The 17,094-nt window shown below is 72.3% G+C and carries 27 protein-coding genes; 26 read left to right on the top strand and 1 reads right to left on the bottom strand.

Annotated elements, in window-relative coordinates; genetic code table 11:
* Positions 1-4: 4 nt before the first annotated feature.
* The 9 genes from AB0I73_RS17205 (at position 5) to AB0I73_RS17165 (ending at position 4,245) form a co-directional block, all read left to right on the top strand.
* Complete coding sequence (locus AB0I73_RS17205; protein WP_363038124.1) at positions 5-367, top strand: hypothetical protein; 363 nt, start codon at positions 5-7, stop codon at positions 365-367.
* Positions 364-924, top strand: a complete 561-nt coding sequence (locus AB0I73_RS17200) for a histone-like nucleoid-structuring protein Lsr2 (protein ID WP_363038123.1) — start codon at positions 364-366, stop codon at positions 922-924. The genes AB0I73_RS17205 and AB0I73_RS17200 overlap by 4 nt, the downstream gene beginning before the upstream one ends.
* 76 nt (positions 925-1,000) lie before the next feature.
* On the top strand, positions 1,001-1,549 hold the full coding sequence (locus tag AB0I73_RS17195) for a hypothetical protein (protein ID WP_363038121.1): 549 nt from the start codon (positions 1,001-1,003) through the stop codon (positions 1,547-1,549).
* Positions 1,546-1,719, top strand: a complete 174-nt coding sequence (locus AB0I73_RS17190; protein ID WP_363038119.1) for a hypothetical protein — start codon at positions 1,546-1,548, stop codon at positions 1,717-1,719. The genes AB0I73_RS17195 and AB0I73_RS17190 overlap by 4 nt, the downstream gene beginning before the upstream one ends.
* Positions 1,716-1,925 carry a hypothetical protein gene (locus tag AB0I73_RS17185; RefSeq protein WP_363038117.1) on the top strand — a complete coding sequence of 70 codons (210 nt, stop codon included), beginning with the start codon at positions 1,716-1,718 and terminating at the stop codon, positions 1,923-1,925. The genes AB0I73_RS17190 and AB0I73_RS17185 overlap by 4 nt, the downstream gene beginning before the upstream one ends.
* Entirely contained in the window at positions 1,922-2,089 is a 168-nt protein-coding gene (locus AB0I73_RS17180) for a hypothetical protein (protein WP_363038116.1), read from the top strand. The genes AB0I73_RS17185 and AB0I73_RS17180 overlap by 4 nt, the downstream gene beginning before the upstream one ends.
* Positions 2,086-2,262 carry a hypothetical protein gene (locus AB0I73_RS17175; protein WP_363038115.1) on the top strand — a complete coding sequence of 59 codons (177 nt, stop codon included), beginning with the start codon at positions 2,086-2,088 and terminating at the stop codon, positions 2,260-2,262. Before AB0I73_RS17180 ends, AB0I73_RS17175 begins: the two co-directional genes overlap by 4 nt.
* Positions 2,259-3,371, top strand: coding sequence for a hypothetical protein (locus tag AB0I73_RS17170; RefSeq protein WP_363038113.1), 1,113 nt, complete (start codon positions 2,259-2,261; stop codon positions 3,369-3,371). Before AB0I73_RS17175 ends, AB0I73_RS17170 begins: the two co-directional genes overlap by 4 nt.
* 154 nt (positions 3,372-3,525) lie before the next feature.
* Positions 3,526-4,245, top strand: coding sequence for a hypothetical protein (locus AB0I73_RS17165; protein ID WP_363038111.1), 720 nt, complete (start codon positions 3,526-3,528; stop codon positions 4,243-4,245).
* Between the two features lie 138 nt (positions 4,246-4,383).
* On the opposite strand, the gene AB0I73_RS17160 is transcribed toward AB0I73_RS17165, so the two are convergent.
* Positions 4,384-4,650: a hypothetical protein gene (locus tag AB0I73_RS17160; RefSeq protein ID WP_363038109.1), complete on the bottom strand. Its 267-nt coding sequence runs from the start codon at positions 4,648-4,650 to the stop codon at positions 4,384-4,386.
* 138 nt (positions 4,651-4,788) lie between these two features.
* Between AB0I73_RS17160 and AB0I73_RS17155 the strand changes: the two genes are divergently transcribed.
* From AB0I73_RS17155 to AB0I73_RS17075, 17 genes are all read left to right on the top strand, one after another.
* Positions 4,789-4,965: a hypothetical protein gene (locus tag AB0I73_RS17155; protein ID WP_363038107.1), complete on the top strand. Its 177-nt coding sequence runs from the start codon at positions 4,789-4,791 to the stop codon at positions 4,963-4,965.
* Positions 4,965-5,159, top strand: a complete 195-nt coding sequence (locus AB0I73_RS17150; protein WP_363038105.1) for a hypothetical protein — start codon at positions 4,965-4,967, stop codon at positions 5,157-5,159. Before AB0I73_RS17155 ends, AB0I73_RS17150 begins: the two co-directional genes overlap by 1 nt.
* Before the next feature lie 71 nt (positions 5,160-5,230).
* Entirely contained in the window at positions 5,231-6,352 is a 1,122-nt protein-coding gene (locus AB0I73_RS17145) for a hypothetical protein (protein ID WP_363038103.1), read from the top strand.
* A 169-nt stretch (positions 6,353-6,521) separates the two neighbouring features.
* The gene (locus AB0I73_RS17140; protein ID WP_363038101.1) at positions 6,522-7,136 is read left to right on the top strand and encodes a hypothetical protein; all 615 of its coding nucleotides are present in this window, start codon (positions 6,522-6,524) and stop codon (positions 7,134-7,136) included.
* On the top strand, positions 7,133-7,645 hold the full coding sequence (locus AB0I73_RS17135; protein ID WP_363038099.1) for a hypothetical protein: 513 nt from the start codon (positions 7,133-7,135) through the stop codon (positions 7,643-7,645). Before AB0I73_RS17140 ends, AB0I73_RS17135 begins: the two co-directional genes overlap by 4 nt.
* On the top strand, positions 7,642-8,247 hold the full coding sequence (locus AB0I73_RS17130) for a hypothetical protein (RefSeq protein WP_363038097.1): 606 nt from the start codon (positions 7,642-7,644) through the stop codon (positions 8,245-8,247). Before AB0I73_RS17135 ends, AB0I73_RS17130 begins: the two co-directional genes overlap by 4 nt.
* A 93-nt stretch (positions 8,248-8,340) precedes the next feature.
* Positions 8,341-8,850 carry a hypothetical protein gene (locus AB0I73_RS17125; protein ID WP_363038096.1) on the top strand — a complete coding sequence of 170 codons (510 nt, stop codon included), beginning with the start codon at positions 8,341-8,343 and terminating at the stop codon, positions 8,848-8,850.
* Positions 8,851-9,244: 394 nt separating this feature from the next.
* A complete protein-coding gene (locus AB0I73_RS17120) occupies positions 9,245-9,538 on the top strand; it encodes a hypothetical protein (RefSeq protein WP_363038094.1) in 294 nt (97 codons plus the stop codon).
* 16 nt (positions 9,539-9,554) lie between these two features.
* Complete coding sequence (locus AB0I73_RS17115) at positions 9,555-9,827, top strand: HNH endonuclease (RefSeq protein WP_363038092.1); 273 nt, start codon at positions 9,555-9,557, stop codon at positions 9,825-9,827.
* 2 nt (positions 9,828-9,829) lie between these two features.
* Positions 9,830-10,075 carry a hypothetical protein gene (locus tag AB0I73_RS17110; RefSeq protein ID WP_363038090.1) on the top strand — a complete coding sequence of 82 codons (246 nt, stop codon included), beginning with the start codon at positions 9,830-9,832 and terminating at the stop codon, positions 10,073-10,075.
* 169 nt (positions 10,076-10,244) lie between these two features.
* Entirely contained in the window at positions 10,245-10,688 is a 444-nt protein-coding gene (locus AB0I73_RS17105) for a hypothetical protein (protein ID WP_363038088.1), read from the top strand.
* A gap of 440 nt (positions 10,689-11,128) precedes the next feature.
* Positions 11,129-11,386, top strand: coding sequence for a hypothetical protein (locus tag AB0I73_RS17100; protein WP_363038086.1), 258 nt, complete (start codon positions 11,129-11,131; stop codon positions 11,384-11,386).
* Positions 11,387-11,447: 61 nt separating this feature from the next.
* On the top strand, positions 11,448-12,914 hold the full coding sequence (locus tag AB0I73_RS17095; RefSeq protein ID WP_363038084.1) for a terminase: 1,467 nt from the start codon (positions 11,448-11,450) through the stop codon (positions 12,912-12,914).
* The gene (locus tag AB0I73_RS17090) at positions 12,896-13,093 is read left to right on the top strand and encodes a hypothetical protein (protein WP_363038082.1); all 198 of its coding nucleotides are present in this window, start codon (positions 12,896-12,898) and stop codon (positions 13,091-13,093) included. The genes AB0I73_RS17095 and AB0I73_RS17090 overlap by 19 nt, the downstream gene beginning before the upstream one ends.
* The gene (locus tag AB0I73_RS17085) at positions 13,093-14,475 is read left to right on the top strand and encodes a phage portal protein (RefSeq protein WP_363038080.1); all 1,383 of its coding nucleotides are present in this window, start codon (positions 13,093-13,095) and stop codon (positions 14,473-14,475) included. Before AB0I73_RS17090 ends, AB0I73_RS17085 begins: the two co-directional genes overlap by 1 nt.
* 1 nt (position 14,476) lies before the next feature.
* Positions 14,477-15,523 (top strand): HK97 family phage prohead protease, encoded by a 1,047-nt coding sequence (locus tag AB0I73_RS17080; RefSeq protein ID WP_363038078.1) that lies wholly within the window; start codon positions 14,477-14,479, stop codon positions 15,521-15,523.
* Positions 15,523-17,019 carry a phage major capsid protein gene (locus AB0I73_RS17075; protein ID WP_363038076.1) on the top strand — a complete coding sequence of 499 codons (1,497 nt, stop codon included), beginning with the start codon at positions 15,523-15,525 and terminating at the stop codon, positions 17,017-17,019. The genes AB0I73_RS17080 and AB0I73_RS17075 overlap by 1 nt, the downstream gene beginning before the upstream one ends.
* Positions 17,020-17,094 lie beyond the last annotated feature (75 nt).

The following is a 17,094-nucleotide window of genomic DNA, read 5'->3' as shown; positions in this document are numbered from 1 at the left end:
GACCATGACCACCGTCACCCCGAACCCGCACAGCCCCTACGCCAACGCCGACCCCAACTACCGGCACATCTTCGGCACGTTCGTCCTCTTCGGCGATCCCGAGCCCGGTGCACTCACCCCGACCGCCTGCAAGCGGCTGGCCGTCGTCCCCGAGGAACCGCTGCAGAACCCCAACGAGGGGGACGGAACGCTGCCGGAGGGCCTGTGCCCGGGGTGCGTGTCCGTGATGCAGGGCGGCCGGGCCGAGAAGTCGGACACCGCCGAGTGCGGGGAATGCGACGCCGCGACCTGGCACGGCGAGCTGTGCGCGCTGTGCCGGATAGCGAAGCACGACGAGTGGTGGCCGACCCGCGACCAGCAGTCGTGACCATCGCCGCGCTGCGCCGCCTCCTCGACGAGGAACTCCCCGACGTCCCACGCCACTCAGCCCCACGCCTCCCCCGCCAGCACTTCACCGCCAAGGAGACACCCGACATGGCCACCACCGTCACGAGCCCGGCGCACCCGATCGCTGGCCTCACGCTCCCCACCCCGTCGAAGCCCGCGGCCACGAGCACCGAGGAGATCCCGGTCGGCCAGCTCCTCAAGTGGGGCGACGACCACGACGACACCGAGATCCAGGACCAGGCCGCTCGAGTCCGCGCCGGCCTCCTCGGTCTCAGCAAGAGGCACGCCGCCGACCTCGAGCTGACCGCCATCACGACGGAGGCCGAGGAGCTGGAGCAGCGCCTGGCCAAACTCCGGGCCCGCGAGGCCGAGCTGGCGCCCGCGAAGAAGGCCGGCCGCCGCGCCTCCCCGTCCTACGACGCACCCGCGGTACGCGCCTGGGCGAAGAAGGCCGGCGTCGACTGCCCCGGCCGCGGCCGCGTCCCGAAGGCCGTGCTGGACGCCTGGCGCGCCGCCACCGGAGCCCCCGCCGCATGACACGCGAACGGCCGCCCGCAGTCGAGTTGCGGGCGGCCGTCCACCCCGACCCTTCCACACCACCAGGAGCCTGACCATGACCGAACCCGCCGACCGGACCGCCCTCCGCGACCGCATCGCCAACGCCATCGGCCGCATCCCCTTCGTGCTCCCCATCGAGCACCGGCGTAAGGCCGCCGATGAGGTGCTGGCGGTGCTGCCCGAGCCCGCCGAGTTCGAGCTGCGCGGCACGGCCGAGATCCGGGCCGCCGCTCTCCGCGAAGCCGCCGACCGATACGCCACGCTCGTCGACCAGAGCGAGGCCTACGAGCGTGAGCAGGGCCAGCTCGACGAGGTGGCGCGCCTTCAGTACGGGACAGTCCGCGACGTGGTGATCGGGCTGCGCCGCCTGGCCGACGAGACACCGGCCGCCGAGGCCAAGCCCGCCACGTTCGCCGACGGTGGCGTCAACGACATCCGCGAACTCTACGCCCTGCACGCAGTGATCACCGCCACCGGTGGAGAACTGACCCCGCCGGTGCACCGCGCCATCGACGACCTGCGCGGCGTGTGGGACCGGGAACTGCGGCGCGAGCAGGAGCGCCGCGCCGCCATGGCGGCGCGGCAGGGCAGGGCCACGCCGTGATCGCCGACGCCATCGACACCGCCATCACCCTCGGCTGGACCCTCGCCGCCTGGATCACCGTCCTCGCCGCCGTCGGCACAGCGCTGCTCCTCGGCACCGTGGCTGCCGCCTGGTGGACCTGCCGCACCCTCTACCGCCTCACCCGACCCCGCACCCCGGAGACCTCGTGACCACCGCCCTGTACGTCATCCTCACCGCCGTCCTCGTCGGCCCCGCCTGCTGGCGCTGGGGCCACTCCACCGCCCGCGTCCGCATCGTCCACGTCGGCGCCATCCGCGCACAGGGCGACGAGCAGCTCCTCGCCCAGGAGCGCGCCCACTTCGACCAGCTGGTGGCCGGCCTCGACCTCCCCGACGACCGTAAGGACACCGAATGAGCAGCCCGAGCTGCGGCACACCGCACCACGACTACCCGCAGACCCTCTGCACCGAGCCCGCCGGCCACTACCGGCGGCTCATCGACCCGCACGCCGGACCGCTCATCATCGACGGCCGCGAGCGTGGGGCCGCCGCCTGGGACGAGCCGGAGACCACCCGGTGACCGGCCCGTCCTCGAGCCCGCGGGGCGAGCACACGCCCCGGCCCGGCATCACCTGGACCACCACCGTCGAATGGTCCGGCGAGCAGCTGGTCGACGACGACGCCCCCGACCCCACCCCGCCCAACCGAGCCACCCGCCGCGCCGCGCGCGCAGCACGGAGGAAGAGCAAGTGACCGAGCCCCGCTACACCGCGAGCACCATCACCAGCAACGCCCTGGACGAGCTGTACGCCGAGCGCGATCGGGCGCGGCACGCCCTCCGGCACCTCCTGCGACACCTGCCCAGCCACACGGAGACCGAGGAGCAGCACGTCGACCGCACCCCGCCGGACAGCGTGCGCCAGCTGGTCGACGCGCTCGCCGACGCGCTCCCGGACTGGGCCCCCGCCGAGGAGCGGGACTTCGTGTGGAGGCATTACCAGCTCACCCACCGCGTTCTGACCCGCCGTGTCGCCCAGACCGAGGAGCGCGCCGAGAACTTTGAGGGCCGCGCCAAGGCGATGGAACAGCGCGCCAAGACGGCCGAGCGCAGCGCCGAGCTGGCCGACGCCGTCACTGCGGAGACGAAGCGGCTCATGCAGCGCCGCACCACCACTCTGCGCCACCGCGCCGAGGAGTGGGAGCAGTACGCCCGCCGCTTCTACCTCGCCTGGAAGTCCGCCCGCCGCCGCGCCCAGCGACGCAACCGGAGCGCCACCCACCGACTTGCCAAGCTCGACGAGCGCCGGCAGCAGATACGCGAGCTGGAGCAGCGCGCCGAGAAGGCCGAGCGCAACGTCAGCTCCGTGGCCCGCGCCCTCGCCCGTGGTGACCGCTACCGCACCGCATGGCGCAACGCCCGCCAGCGCGCCCGCGTGATGTCCGACGAGCTGACCCGCCGCGCCCCGCTCACCGGCCAGTACGCCGCCGCCCTCGCCCGCGTGCGCGAAGCCTTGGCATCCCTGCACCGCACCATGGCCCACGACCCCCGCGACTGGGCTCTGGATAAGCGCGACGCCTGGCTCTGGGGCATCGTCTGCGGCTGGGAGTGCGAGGCGCAGCACGACCACGATGTGGTCTGTGGGCGAGACAACCCGCTGCGCCAGGTTGCGGCGCGCCACCGCTGGCCCAACGAGGACGTCGAACGGCTGAAGACGTACCGGCGTGCGGTCGCCGCCCTGGACGGGCCAGCCGTTCCGGCAGCGACCGAGACGCACGTCCAGGTCCACGTCCAGTCCGACCCGCCGCACATCGCCGAAGCCATCCGCGACATCCGCCGCTTCGGCCCCACCTGTCGCGGGTGAGTCCACCTGTCCGCCTGCAACTGCCCGTACGGCGCCCGCTGCCCCAACTGCCGTGACTGAACACGACGAAGGGGCGCGCCTCCACGACCTCCCCAGGCCAGGCGCGCCCCTCAGGCGGAATCACCGTACCGCCCCACGCACCACAGGAGCCACGATGACCACCGCCAGCCCCACCCCGCAGCAGCACCTCCAGACCGTCATCGACAACTGGCGGTACCTCACCGACATGCTCGACACCCACGTCTCCGCGCCCTGGCCGCCCGCCGGCCGCATGGCCGACTACCTGCGGGCCCTCGAGTTCGCCGACAGCCAGACCGTCCGCCAGCAGCGCGGAACCCGCGAGCTCGAGGTCCCCGCCGGCCAACCCCCGCTCAACCTCGACGCCTTCGACGCCATCCGCACGACCGAGCTGGCGCTCCTCGGCACGGCCGACCACATCGCCGCCGTGGCGCAGCGCTACCCGATCACCGTGGACACCGGCCGCGGCTGGACCGACGACCTCCACCGGCAGGTCGCGCTCCTCGCCATCCGCGACCAGGCCGACCCGCGCCGCTGGTCCTTCACCGACACCGCCACCCGCACACCGTCACACGCTGCGGTCTGGCTCCAGCAGCGCCTGGACGAAGCGGACGGCCCGTTCCGGCCGCTCACCACCGACCAGCAGCGCCTCATCGAGAACGTGGCCCGGGAGGCCAGCACGCGCGTGCAGATGGCGCTCGCGATCCTCCGTCGCCACACCAGCGTTCCGTACCCGTGCCCGCACTGCCGCGCCCGCTCGCTCGTCGTCCAGGGCGGCGACGGGCAGACGCCGGCCGCCCAGTGCGGCCGGTGCGGGCGGACCTGGACCGGGCGGGACACCACCGCTGCCGCGTAGCCGTGGCATCCTGAGCGTGGCGGTCCGGAAGAGCCGGGTAGCGACCGGCGGCCGGTGGGATACGGGAGCCCGCCCGGGCTGCCCCACACACGACGAAGCCCCCACCGAACTGGACCCGGTGGGGGCTTCGTCGCGCGGCTACTCCTTCGGTGGCCGGCCTCTCAGGTCCGTACGCCAGCCCGGGCGCGTGACCCTGCTCCGGAAGTACGGCGCAGCGAGCCGGTAGTCCACGGCCTTTGAGCTACCGATCGTCGCCACCGGCGGGAAGTCGGGATCCTCCCGCGAGATCTTCGATACGCGCTGGTGAGAGATCCGCTCAACGATCCCGTCAGCAACGAGTCTGCGCGCGAGCTCACGGAACGACACCATGTCCGGCCCTCCTTCTGCGTTGGCCACGGGCACCATCCTGTCTGACCTAGTTGCCACGTGGCAACAAGGACGCTACGTTGAACCTGGCAACAACAAAGCCCCGGCCCGGAGTTCACAGCTCCACATGGGCCGGGGCGGACCCACCCACAACCACGACGAAGGAGCAGGTCCGCCATGGAGCGTACCGACCAGCCCGCCCCCCAGCCCACCCCCATCGCCGAGGACAACAACGCCACCGCGCCCGAACTCCTCGCCCGCGCCGCCGCCGACTACACCCACGCCCAGGCCCGCCGCAACCAGCTCACCGGCGAGGACCGCGTGAACGGCCAGCAGACCGGCGGGACCGCCTGATGGGCCTCTTCGGCCGCCGCGCCCAGTCCACCCGCGACTACCCGGCCGCCGGCGTCTCCGTCACCGGCGACGCGAGCCGCTTCCGCCGCGCCAAGACGACCGGCGCCCGCCAGGCCGGCCGCGAGGGCCAGGCGTGGGAGGACCGCGACCGCGCCCAGGACCGCCGAGGCCACTGGTACCGGCCCGCCCGCTAACCCACCGACCGGCCGCCCCGCGCGAAATTCCCCCCGCGCGGGGCGGCCACCTTCCCGCTCCCGGAGACACTGTGAAGCTCTTCGCCCGCATCCGCCGCCTTGACGTGTTCGCCGTCGTCGAGGCCCTCCTCACCCTCGCCGCACTCGCCCTCGTCGCCGTCACCGTCGGCGGCCAGCTCGGCCCCATGCTCGGCCTGCACAGCACCCTCGGCCAGATCGCCGGATGGTCCATCGCCCTCGTCTACGACGCCCTGTGGATCGGCTCGCTCCGCATGTCGGAGGTCGCGATCCGGCAGCGCTCCCGCATCGGCATGGCCGTGATGCTCGGCCTGTCTCTGACCGCGCTCGGCGTCTCCACCGGCACCCTGCTGATCCTCGGCCACGCGCGCGTGTTCGCGTTCGTGCCCCTGGCCGCCGCCGCGTTCATGGCGCTTCGTCTCTTCGCCGGCAACGTCCTCGCCGACACCGCCACCGCCAACGAGATCGCCGCACAGTCCGCAGCCGACCGCAACGACCGCGCCCTTGCCGCGGCCACCGCCCGCCACCTGCGCTCGACCGCGGTCACGGACGTGGTCACCGAGACCGCTGACCACCTCGGAGAGATGGAGCGGCAGATCGCCCGCGCTAAGACCCTCACTGCGGCAGAGGCCCGGATCAGCAAGGCCCGCGCGAAGGCGGAGGAGCGGCTTCGGAAGGCGGACAAGGAGCACGGCGCGAAGGCCAAGGCGTTCGCGGGACGGGCTCTGACGCTCGCCGTCACGACCCCCGACACACCCGCCCTGCCCACCGGCACGGACCGTCCCGCCGGCGGCACGGGGCCCACCACGAACCCGGCTCCCCAGCCCGCCCTCGACACGGCCGCCCCGCAGCCCGTGACGGACACCGGCACGCAGGCCAGCACCCCCACCGACACGATCACCGACACGGCCGACACCTCCTCGGCACACCCCGTCACGCTCGCCGACCTCGCCGCCGTCGCGGGCGTGCCGACCCCCGTGCCGGGAGAGTCCCTCACCGACGCCCAGCTCGACGTCGTCCTGCGGCACCTGCGCTACACCGACGACCCGCCCCGCTCCTACCGGCAGGCCCGTGACGACTTCCGCACCGGCGGGTTCGTCGGCAGCGAGGAGCGCGTCCGCCGCGTGTGGGGCGCCCTCCTGACGAAGGAAGAGACCACCCCCGCGGGCGAGTAGGACCCGGCATCCGGCACCACCAGTGACGGCCAGCACCCCGGTTCTGGCCCTCGCTGCGACTGCCGGAAGCAGTCGACCCAGGGACGGCGAGTGACCCGGCGAGCAGACCCCGTGCAGACCCGGCGAGCAGACCCCGACCTGTCCCTATCCGACCCGTGAGGACCGTCGCATGACCAGCCAGGGCGCCGATGAGCTGCGCGCCCGCCACTACCTCCACCGCACCGGCGCCCGCCCCATCGGCCACCAGGAGCCCACCATGCCCGACCGCCCCATCACCCCGACCCGGGTCATCCCCGCCGGCGCCCCGCTCCCGGCCCGCCCGCCGGAGCCCGGGGAGGCCCCGCCCTGGCGGATGCCGCCCCCGGCCCCGCCCGCCGCACCGCCACCGTGGCCTGGCCCCCCGCCCGGCCCGCTCGAGGTCCACATCACCCTCGTCCCCGCCACGACCCCCGAGCCCGAGCCGCAGCCCCGCATGTGGGAACGGCTCTGGGCCCGCTTGGCGACCTGGCGCATGGCTGTCGCCCTCCTCGCCGCCCTCACCCCCTGGGCAGGTGGACAGAGCCCCGTCGGTATCTGGTCCCACACCGTCCACCAGGCCCGCACCGAGGCCGGCATCGGCGCCGCCTACGTCATCGCCACCGTCGCCGTGCTCGCCGCCTGGGCCCTGGACCGGCACGCCGGCCGCGTCGTCCCCCGCTTCCTCCTCGTCACCGCCGGCCTCGGCGCCCTCGGCGTCCTGCACTGGTGGGACCCGTTCCTGCTGCTCACCGGAGTCGACCTGTGACCGCCACCGACAAGCTCACTCTGGGCGGACTCCTCGTCGCCCTGATCATCCTGACCTGCAACCTCTACCCCTGGTACCGGGGCGGCCGGGAGATGTCCAAGCTCGCCGCGTTCGGCAAGGGCACCAGCGCCGGCGTGTGCATCGCGATGTGCCCTGGCGGCATCCTCGGCTGGGCGCACTCCCGGTCCGGCACCGTCGGCAACGGCCTCGGCGAGCGCACCAGCCAGGCCGCCACCGGCACCGCGTCCGCCCAAGGGCTGACCACCGGCCAGCTCGTCGGCCTCGGCGCCACCGGCGCGGTCATCGTCGTCATCGCCATCCTGCTCGTCGTCCTCGCCTACAAGGAGGCAGGGAAGAAGGACAAGCGCCGGATCCTCGGTGGCGCCTACGTCGGCAGCACCCTGTGCCTCACCGCGGGCGTGGCCGGAGCGCTCGCCTGGCTGCCGGCCGCCGTCAACGGCGTCGGCGACGGCATCGTCACCGCGGTGCAGGGGGCGGGGATCCTGTGAGCCGCCTCGCCCGCCCCGCCGACCGGATCGCCACCGGCTCCGCGCTCGTCGCCCGCCGCCTGGGCGCCCGCGCCGCCGCATGGGTGAGCCGGGGCCGGCGCACCGACCTGACCGGCTGGCGCGCTGCCCTCGGCTGCTGGCTCCGCCTGGCCCTCCTCGGTTTCGGCCTGTACCTGCTGTGGCGCCTGATACGCGCCGTGCCGAACCTGCTGTGGCTGCTCTCCTTCGGGTGGGTGCTCGCCGCCTGGAGGGCCGGTCGACCCGCCGCCGAAGAGACCACCGAGGACGTCCTCGAGCCCTCCGGGGAAGAGGCACCCGCGGGCCCCGATCCGGAAGCCGTCCGTACCCTCCTGCGGACCCTCATGGGGGACGCCTCCGGGGTGCACCTGAACACCGTCCTCGCCCACCTCCAAGAACACGGCCAGTGGGAAGGCCGCACGGTCACCGATCTGCGCGTCCATCTGGAGCACCTCGGGGTGCCCCACGACCGCGGCGTGAAGGTGGCCGGCGTGCCGACCTGGGGAGTCCGACGGAGGGACCTCGAGGCCCCTTCCCCAGCCGCCTCCGAAGAGCCGTCTCCCGCCCCGTCTACCGCCGCCTGACCTGCACGTCTACCGCGCCATCTACCGCCATCTACCGCCCGTCTACGGGCCCATCTCCCCCAGCTGTCAGTGCCCTTCGGAAGGATCGAACCCATGACTACTCGCCAGCTCCCGCACGACGACTACATCGACGCCGTCTGCGAGGCGCTCGACAAGGCCGGCCCCGAAGTGAAGGACGGCCGCACCGGCGACTGCGAGACCCGCGGCACGTACTGCTACCTCAACGCCGTCATCGAGCTGGACATGCTCAGCGTCGGCCTCCAGGACGAGCGGAACAACCTGCTGCTGATCTGGGAGTGGCACACCGGTACCGAGGCCGACCACGGTGAGCCCGCGCGCGGCCCACAGTGGCAGTTCGCCGAGCTGAAGGACGACGGCTCCAACGAGTACCCGACCGACCTGCCCGTCCTCGGCTACGCCAGCCCGGACGCCATCGTGGAGGCCGTCCGCAAGGTCATCAGCGGCGACATCCTGCCGGGCGACTTCTTCAACGTGGGCCAGTGGCGCGGCTGGGATGGCGGGATCATCGGCGACACCTGGGAGCGGCACGCCGAGCTGAACGCCGCATGCGAGGCCTGGGGTACGGACGAGAGCACATCCTGACCCGCCCCAACTGCGGACGCAGTTGCACAACCGCCTGATCATGCCGCATCCTGGCCTCACGTCCGGCGTGCCCGGACACCGATCGAGACGCACGGCCCCCGCCCACCACATCAGCGGGGGCCGTTCGCGTACCCAGACGTCCGCGCAGGGCACCACCCGATCGCTCACGAGTGCGGGTTGCTGCTGGCGCTCCCGCCCTGCGCGGACCAGACCCCCGCTGCCCGGCGATGGGGCAGAGAGCCTCCCCCGTGGGCGTCCCGAGCACGGACGTTCACCAGGTGTGCGCGCAGCGACCGGGCAGCGGGTCAACATCACAGGACAGGCACAGCGCCCCCACGCGACCCCCACAGAGCCGATGATGGCCCCGCCAGCACCAGCCATCCCTGGGGGGACCATGCGCACCCGCACCGCACTCACAGCCGTCCTGCTCGCCCTCGCCGTGCTCACCGCCGGCTGCGGCAAGTCAGAAGCCGAGCAGCAAGCCGACTGCCAGAAGGCACTCACTTCAGAGGCCACGAAGACCAACCGTCCCGACGCCTGCAAGGGCCTCAGCCAGGACGACTACGACGCGCTCCTGATGGCCTGGGCTCTCAAGAACGCCCTCAACGAGATGCCCAAGAAGGACCGGGACACCCTCGACTACTACGACGACGGCAAGCTGAACGGCAGCATCGGCGGCGACGAGTAGCAGGGAGGTGGCGCCCGTGGCCAAGCGATGGGACGGGCGCCCCTACAGGCGTCTCACCGCCGAAGTCCGCCGCCTCGGTGACCCGTGCTGGCTGTGCGGCCACGACATCGACCTCACCCTCGATCCACGCTCGCCCTGGTCGTTCACCGTCGACCACGTCACCCCGCTCTCCCGCGGCGGTGACCTCCTCGACCCCGCCAACGCCCGGCCGGCGCACCGCCGCTGCAACTCGAGCAAGGGCAACCGCGTCACACCCCGCGCCGTCGGCCCGACCTCCAGGAGGTGGTGACCATGGTCGATCTCGGTCCCCTGTACAGCGACGATCCCCGCGCCCGGCTGCAATCTCGTCAGCCGCCGCCTCGCTGGTACGAGTACAGCTACACCGCCACCGGCGCCGAGTACTGGCTGCGCTTCCTCACCGGCGAGCCCCGCGAGTTCGCCTACGTCGTCCCGCGCCGCATCGCCTGCCGGCTCTTCCGCTGGCACAACGTCACCTGCCGAGGACGAGCCGACCACGACCACCCGAGGGGGACATGACGATGACCGAGCACGTGCAGTTCGCCCGTCGTATGCCAGGACGCGCCAGCTGGAGCAGGACCTGGGCATAGAGCCCAGCAACCCGCCAGCCAGCTTCGTCGACCAGTACGCCGACCCGGACCTGGTCGACTGCGGCAACAGCTGGTGTCAGCGTCGGAGGTGACGCCCCGTGCTGTACGTCATCTGCGGGCCGCCGGCCGGGGGCAAGTCCAGCTGGATCGCCGCCCGCGCCCGACCCACCGACATCGTCATCGACCTCGACCGGATCGCGCTCGCCCTCGCCGGGCCCGACGCCCCGTCCTGGCAGCACGACCCCACGCTGCTGAAGGTCGCACACCGAGCCCGGTTCGCCGCCATCGACGAGGCGGTCAAGCACCGGAGCACCGTGGACGTGTACCTGATCCACACCATGCCGAGCCCCAAGGCGCTCGCCCGGTACAGGCGCTGGGACGCTGAGATCGTCACCGTCGACCCGGGCAAGGACATCGTCATGCAGCGGGTCAGGGACATGCGGGACCCGGGCATGACCGCCGTCGCCACCCGCTGGTACCGGCAGCACGCCAACCGTGGGATCGGCCGGCCAGCCGGGCGACAGGCATCCCGAGCCTGGTGACCACCGCGCCCACGCGCCCCGGTCACCCACCGGGCCGGGCCCGGGAGCACCGGCAGGCAGGGCAGGCAGCACCCCACCCGGACACACCGCCCCTCGGTCGGTCCACCCCGAGCCGAGCCGCTCACACATCACGATCGCCTTCACGCGACGAAGCGGTGAGCAGCGCGGCCGCGGCCGGTCGGGCCAAGGGGAGGGGGGCCTTGGGTCATCGTGAGATCCGGGAGACGGGCGACCCAAAAGCACTTCGTGGTCTGTTTTGCGCGCGGCCCGATCGAGCCGCTATCCCGCTGAAGCAGAGGCCAGCGGAATAGGCGATGCGACCCACATGCACCCTGCGCCCCTTGTGTCCGAATTTGCAGTTTGGTTGCTCGGTTTGCTCCTAATCCGCTGATGTCAAGGCCAGCGGAATAGCGACTTGATCACGGGGGGGGGGGGGCGTCATGGGCTTCGTCGCCGAGGCGATCGCCGCCGAGATCCAGCAGCTCAACGTCGGCGACCGCGCGCCCGGCCTGTCCGAGCTGGCTGAGTCGCTGGCCCGGTCCGTCGACGAGGCGGTCGACAACCCGTCGGCGAAGGCCGCGGCGGCGCGGGAGCTGCGGGCGGTGATGAAGGAGCTGCGGGCGCTGGCCCCGGTGAAGAGCGAGGGGGGTGCGCTTGATGACCTTGCTGCCAAGCGTGCGCAGCGGCGGGGAGCTTGAGCCCGCTGTCCCCGATGCCAGGGGTGCCCAACGCCCCCGCGTCGTCACTGTCCCGCCGTTCGTGTCGAGCGCGGGGCAGGAGGCGGTGGAGCTGGCGGCCGTGGCGGGGCTGGTGCTGGACGACTGGCAGCAGTTCGTACTGCACGTCGGCATGGGCGAGCGGGAGGACGGCTCCTGGTCGGCGTTCGAGACGTGCGTGAACGTGCCGAGGCAGAACGGCAAGGGCGGCATCATCGAGGCCCGCGAGCTGTGGGGGCTGTTCCTCGGCGGCGAGAGGCTGATCCTGCACAGCGCGCACGAGTTCAAGACGAGCATTGAGGCGTTCCGGCGTATCGAGGCGCTCATCATGAACTGCGATGAGCTGCGCAAACGCGTCGCGCGGGTGCGGCGGACGACCGGCGAGGAAGCGATCGAGCTGCTGAGCGGGCAGCGGCTGCGCTTCCTCGCCCGGTCGGGCGGCTCCGGCCGTGGCTTCACCGGCGCGTGCAACATCTTGGACGAGGCGATGATCCTCGGCGACGACGCCATGGGCGCGCTGATGCCGACCATGGCGGCCGTGAAGGACCCGCAGCTCTGGTACCTGGGCAGCGCGGGTATCGGCGCGCCGTCCATGCAGCTCGGGCGGCTGCGGCGGCGGGCCCTGGCAGCGATCGAGTCCGGGGAGCCGGATCCGTCGCTGGCCTACCTGGAGTGGAGCATCAGCCCGCACGCGCGGGAGTGCCCGACCGGGTGCACGGACCACGACGACCTGAACTCGCCGGTGTCGGCGGCGCGGGCGAACCCTGCGCTCGGCTACCGGCTGACGCTGGAGCACACGGAGCGGGAGCGCCTGAGCATGGGGCCGGAAGTGTTCGCGCGGGAGCGGCTCGGTGTGGGCGAGTATCCGTCGGACGGGGCGGACGCCTGGGTGGTCATCGGCAAGGACGCCTGGGAGGCCCTGACGGACGGCGACAGCCAGATGACGGACCCGGTGGCGTTCGCCATCGACGTCACACCGGAGCGGAGCCACGCGAGCATCTGCGCGGCCGGCCAGAGCGGCAAGGCCGTGCACGTCGAGGTCATCGACAACCGGCCCGGCACGGACTGGATTGTCCAGCGGGCCAGGGAACTGGCGGAGAAGTGGGAACCGCGGTGCTTTGTGATCGATACGGGCAGTCCGGCGGGGTCGCTGATCCGCGACCTGAAGAAGGGCTTGCAGGTCGATCCGGAAGAAGAAGCGGACGGCGACGAGGAGCCTCAGCTCCTGGCTCCGGTCGTGGAGATGAAGACCCGGGATGTCGTGCAGGCCGTCGGCCAGTTCTACGACGCTGTGGCAGCCGACCGGATCGTGCACCTGGGCCAGGCGCCGCTCGCCACCGCGCTGGCAGGCGCCAGAAAGCGCGACCTTGGGGACGCGTGGGCGTGGGCGCGGCGCGGCCTCGGGGTGGACATCACGCCGCTGGTCGCGGGGACGAACGCCCGGTGGGGCCTCTCGGTGGAGATCGAGGAGCCGGAGGAGGAGGTAGAGCCGTGGGCCGAATTCGAATGACGCGGACCGCGCTTGCCCGCGCGGGCGTCGTGACGGGTGGCGGGCTGTTCACCGCGGGGATCGGGCTCGCCATCGACCTGGCGGCTGCGCTCATGACGGCCGGCCTCGGCCTGGGGGCCTACTGCCTGCTGCTGATGGACGTGGCCCCGCCGAAGGAAAGCCGAGGTGAGGGCCCGTGATGAACCTGTGGCGGGCCTCCCGCAGCCCTGCGGAGTCCCGGGCGATCAGCACGATCGACGACTACGCGCAGGCCCTCCAGGACTCTCTGGGGTACGGCGGCTACTCGGCGCTGGGGATCACCCAGACCCAGCCCGGGCAGGCCGCTGAGAAGGCGCCCACGGATCTGCCGGGGTACGCGCAGCTGTTCGCGACGAACCCCGTGATCTGGGCGTGCATGGTCGCCCGCCAGATGGTGTTCTCAGCACCGCGGTTCACGTGGCAGCGGCTGAACAACGGCACACCATCAGCCATGTTCGGTTCGTCGGAACTGCGGCTCCTCGAGGAGCCGTGGCCGGGCGGGACGACACAGGACCTGCTCTCCCGGGACATCCAGGACGCCGACCTGGCGGGCAACGCCTACTGGACACGCTTCGGGGACGAGATGGTCCGACTGCGGCCGGACTGGGTGTACATCGTGCTGGAGCGCCGCGAGCACCGCGGCGGGCACCTCGGCTGGCGGAAGCTGGGCTACATCTACCAGGAGCCCGGTGAGGAGCCGGTAGCGCTGCTCGCGGACGAGGTCGCGCACTTCGCGCCCGTCCCCGATCCGCTGGCGACGTACCGGGGCATGTCGTGGCTGACGCCGGTGATCCGCGAGGTGCAGAACGACGGGCTGATGGCCCGGCACAAGCGGAAGTTCCTGGAGAACGCGGCCACCCCGAACATGGTCGTGCGCCTGGCCCGCGAGGTGAGCCCGGAGGCGTTCGCCAAGTTCAAGGCGAAGATGGAGGCCAGCCACCGCGGTGTCGAGAACGCGTACAAGACGCTGTACCTCGGCGGCGGCGCGGACGTCACGGTCGTCGGCGCGGACTTCCAGCAGCTCGACTTCGCGAAGGTCCAGGGCGCCGGCGAAACCCGCATCGCCGCGGCCGCCGGGGTGCCCCCGATCATCGTGGGGCTGTCCGAGGGGCTCCAGGCCGCGACGTACTCCAACTACGGCCAGGCCCGGCGGCGGTTCGCGGACGGCACGATCCACCCGCTGTGGCAGAACGCCGCCGGCAGCTTCGCCCGCCTGGTCCGGCCGCCCGGCGGCGGCACGTCCGGCGCGGTGCGGCTCTGGTACGACGCCCGCGACGTCCCGTTCCTGCGGGAGGACGCGCGGGACGCAGCCGAGATCCAGGGCCTGCAGTCCCGGACGATCCGCACGCTGGTCGACGCCGGATACACCCCGGAGTCCGTCATGGCCGCGGTGACCGCCTCGGACTGGACGCTGCTCAACCACACCGGCCTGTTCTCCGTGCAGCTCCAGAAGCCCGGCGGGGACCTGCCGCAGGCCGACCGCGCGCGGGCCCTGGCCGCCGCGCTCCAGGACGCCATCCGCCCGATCGAGGGAGGGGCCTGAGATGCCCGCCATGCAGTCCGTCGCCCGTGACCTGATGCGGTCGGCACCATTCCAGCTCCAGCGCGCCGACGGCGACGAGGAAGGCGACGGCCGGACGCTGTCCGGCTACGCCGCCGTCTTCGGCCAGGCCACCGAGATCAACTCCTGGGAAGGCCACTTCACCGAGACCATCCGCAAGGGCGCCTTCCGCAAGACGATCCGCGAGCAGGCCCCGGTCCTCCAGTTCGACCACGGCCGGCACCCGCTGATCGGCAGCATCCCCATCGGCGCCATCAGCCAGCTGCGCGAGGACGACGAAGGACTGTTCGTCGAGGCCCGCATCACCGACAACTGGCTGATGCAGCCGATCCGCGACGCGATCGCCGAGCAGACCGTGAACGGCATGTCGTTCCGATTCGAGGTGGTCCGCGAGGAGTGGCGGGACGTCAACGGCAAGCTCGTCAAGCCCGACGAGGTCCTGGACCTGCTGTGGATGCCCGGCGACCGCGGCCCGCTCCAGCGCGAGCTGATCGAGATCCGGTGCCGCGAGCTGGGCCCCGTCGTCTTCCCCGCCTACGTCGGCACGAGCGTGTCGGTCCGGGCCCGGGACGTCGCGCACGGCCTGGCCGACGACAGCGATGCCCGTGCCCGCCTGCGGGCTTCCCTCGCCCGCGACGCGGCCACCCTGGCTCCGCAGGTCCCCGAGGACCCGGAGCTGCGCCGCGAGGTCGCCACCGCCCTGCTGTACCGGCAGGACGACGCCGCACCGGTCCGCCTCGTCATCGACGTGGCGGGCACCTCAGACCCGGAGCAGCTCAGCGCCGCCGTGCGCGAGGCGCTCCGTCAGCAGCAGACGGCCGCGCCGCTCCTTGTGGAGCACCCGGCCGGACGATCCGTCGCGCCGCCCGATCCTGGGCACCCGACGGCCCCCAGCAGTACCGACGCGCCGCCCGCCGATGGGCACCCGTCGCCCTCCCCCCGCACAGTCCGCATGCGCTCTCAGCTGGCCGAAATCGGCGAGCTGATGGATGGCGTACTGGCGTCCATCGACACGAAGGAGACGAGCTGATGCCGAAGGCACTGCAGCTCTCGCACGGCCAGGCGGTCATCCGCCTGCGTGAGATCCGCGCCCGGCTCGAGGAGCTGGAGAAGCGCGACAACCTGTCCGAGGAGGACGAGCGCGACTTCAACGAGCTGACCACCGAGTTCGCCGAGGTCGACGACCACCGCCGTCAGCTGGAACGCCGCAGCGCCCTGGAGCGGGTGCGCGCCGCGACCCAGGACACCGAGCGGGCCCCGGCCTCGGTCGCCGTCATGCCGGGCAGCGCGGCGACCGGGCGGTCCTACGATTCCGACCCGGTCCTCAACCCCGACTCGGTGGAGGACCGCCGGTTCCGCAACCCGTGGGACCTCGGCGAGATGCGCACCTTCGACCGCTCCCCGGAGCAGGTCGGCCAGGAGCTGAAGTCTCGTGCCCTCGCGGCCGTGGAGAAGATGGCCGCGGCCAACGACCCGATCAGGTCTGCGGCGACGAACATCATCGAGAGCTTCGACGACAAGCGGGGCACCATCGCCCGCATGTGCCTGGCGACGTCCTCGCCCGAGTACCTGCGTGCCTGGTCGAAGCTGGCCGGCGGCCGCGCTCACATGATGTCCCCGGAGGAGCAGAAGGCCCTGGAGCGGGCCATGTCCCTCGCGGACGCCGACGGCGGCTACCTGGTGCCGTTCCAGCTGGACCCGACGGTCATCATCACGTCGAACGGGTCCCGCAACCAGATCCGCCAGGCTGCCCGCCAGGTCGTCGCCACCGGCGACGTGTGGCACGGCGTGTCCGCCGGCGCCGTTCAGTGGCGCTGGGCCGACGAGGAGTCCGAGGCCGGGGACAACGCGCCGGCCTTCGGTCAGCCGACGGTGCCGGTCCACAAGGCGGACGGCTTCGTCCCGATCTCGATCGAGGCGATGAGCGACGCCGAGAACGTCACGATGGAGGTCGGGCGGCTCCTGGCCTTCGGCAAGGACACCCACGAGGCCGCTGGGTTCATCAACGGTACGGGCGTCAAGCAGCCCACCGGCATCGTCACCGCGCTGACGGGCACCGCGAGCGAGATCGCTCCGGCCACGGCGGAGACGTTCGAGTCGGCGGACATCTACGCGATGGACGGCTCGCTGCCCGCCCGGTACCGGGCGAACGCCTCCTGGATGGCCAACCGCAACATCTACAACCTGGTGCGCCAGTTCGACACCCAGGGCGGCGCGGACCTGTGGGAGCGGATCGGCGCAGACGTGCCGGCGCTGCTGATGGGCCGCCCGGCGCTGGAGGCGGAGGACATGGACTCCGGGTTCAACCCGGCAGCCGCCGGCAACAACCGGATCCTGATCCTCGGCGACTTCGAGAACTACGTGATCGCCGACAGGATCGGCATGACCGTGGAGTTCATCCCGCACCTGGTCGGCGCGAACCGCCGGCCGACGGGCCAGCGCGGTTGGTACGCCTGGTACCGGGTCGGCGCCGACAGCGTCAACGACGCCGCGTTCCGGATGCTCAACGTCGCGACCGCCGTCTGACCGAGGGCACTTCTGCGGGCCCCACCTCACGACTTCGGGGTGGGGCCCGCGGCATGCTCCAGAGAGGAGAACGTC

The organism is Streptomyces sp. NPDC050388 (assembly GCF_040655635.1).
Classification (GTDB): Bacteria; Actinomycetota; Actinomycetes; order Streptomycetales; family Streptomycetaceae; genus Streptomyces.
This window is presented reverse-complemented; position numbering and strand designations above follow the sequence as displayed.

Excerpts from the sequence above, each read along its gene's own strand:
- AB0I73_RS17205 (WP_363038124.1), top strand. The coding sequence starts at position 5 with ATGACCACCGTCACCCCGAACCCGCACAGCCCCTACGCCAACGCCGAC.
- AB0I73_RS17195 (WP_363038121.1), top strand. The coding sequence starts at position 1,001 with ATGACCGAACCCGCCGACCGGACCGCCCTCCGCGACCGCATCGCCAAC.
- AB0I73_RS17180 (WP_363038116.1), top strand. The coding sequence starts at position 1,922 with ATGAGCAGCCCGAGCTGCGGCACACCGCACCACGACTACCCGCAGACC.
- AB0I73_RS17165 (WP_363038111.1), top strand. The coding sequence starts at position 3,526 with ATGACCACCGCCAGCCCCACCCCGCAGCAGCACCTCCAGACCGTCATC.
- AB0I73_RS17160 (WP_363038109.1), bottom strand. The coding sequence starts at position 4,650 with ATGGTGCCCGTGGCCAACGCAGAAGGAGGGCCGGACATGGTGTCGTTC.
- AB0I73_RS17155 (WP_363038107.1), top strand. The coding sequence starts at position 4,789 with ATGGAGCGTACCGACCAGCCCGCCCCCCAGCCCACCCCCATCGCCGAG.
- AB0I73_RS17150 (WP_363038105.1), top strand. The coding sequence starts at position 4,965 with ATGGGCCTCTTCGGCCGCCGCGCCCAGTCCACCCGCGACTACCCGGCC.
- AB0I73_RS17140 (WP_363038101.1), top strand. The coding sequence starts at position 6,522 with ATGACCAGCCAGGGCGCCGATGAGCTGCGCGCCCGCCACTACCTCCAC.
- AB0I73_RS17125 (WP_363038096.1), top strand. The coding sequence starts at position 8,341 with ATGACTACTCGCCAGCTCCCGCACGACGACTACATCGACGCCGTCTGC.
- AB0I73_RS17120 (WP_363038094.1), top strand. The coding sequence starts at position 9,245 with ATGCGCACCCGCACCGCACTCACAGCCGTCCTGCTCGCCCTCGCCGTG.
- AB0I73_RS17110 (WP_363038090.1), top strand. The coding sequence starts at position 9,830 with ATGGTCGATCTCGGTCCCCTGTACAGCGACGATCCCCGCGCCCGGCTG.
- AB0I73_RS17100 (WP_363038086.1), top strand. The coding sequence starts at position 11,129 with ATGGGCTTCGTCGCCGAGGCGATCGCCGCCGAGATCCAGCAGCTCAAC.
- AB0I73_RS17085 (WP_363038080.1), top strand. The coding sequence starts at position 13,093 with ATGAACCTGTGGCGGGCCTCCCGCAGCCCTGCGGAGTCCCGGGCGATC.
- AB0I73_RS17080 (WP_363038078.1), top strand. The coding sequence starts at position 14,477 with ATGCCCGCCATGCAGTCCGTCGCCCGTGACCTGATGCGGTCGGCACCA.
- AB0I73_RS17075 (WP_363038076.1), top strand. The coding sequence starts at position 15,523 with ATGCCGAAGGCACTGCAGCTCTCGCACGGCCAGGCGGTCATCCGCCTG.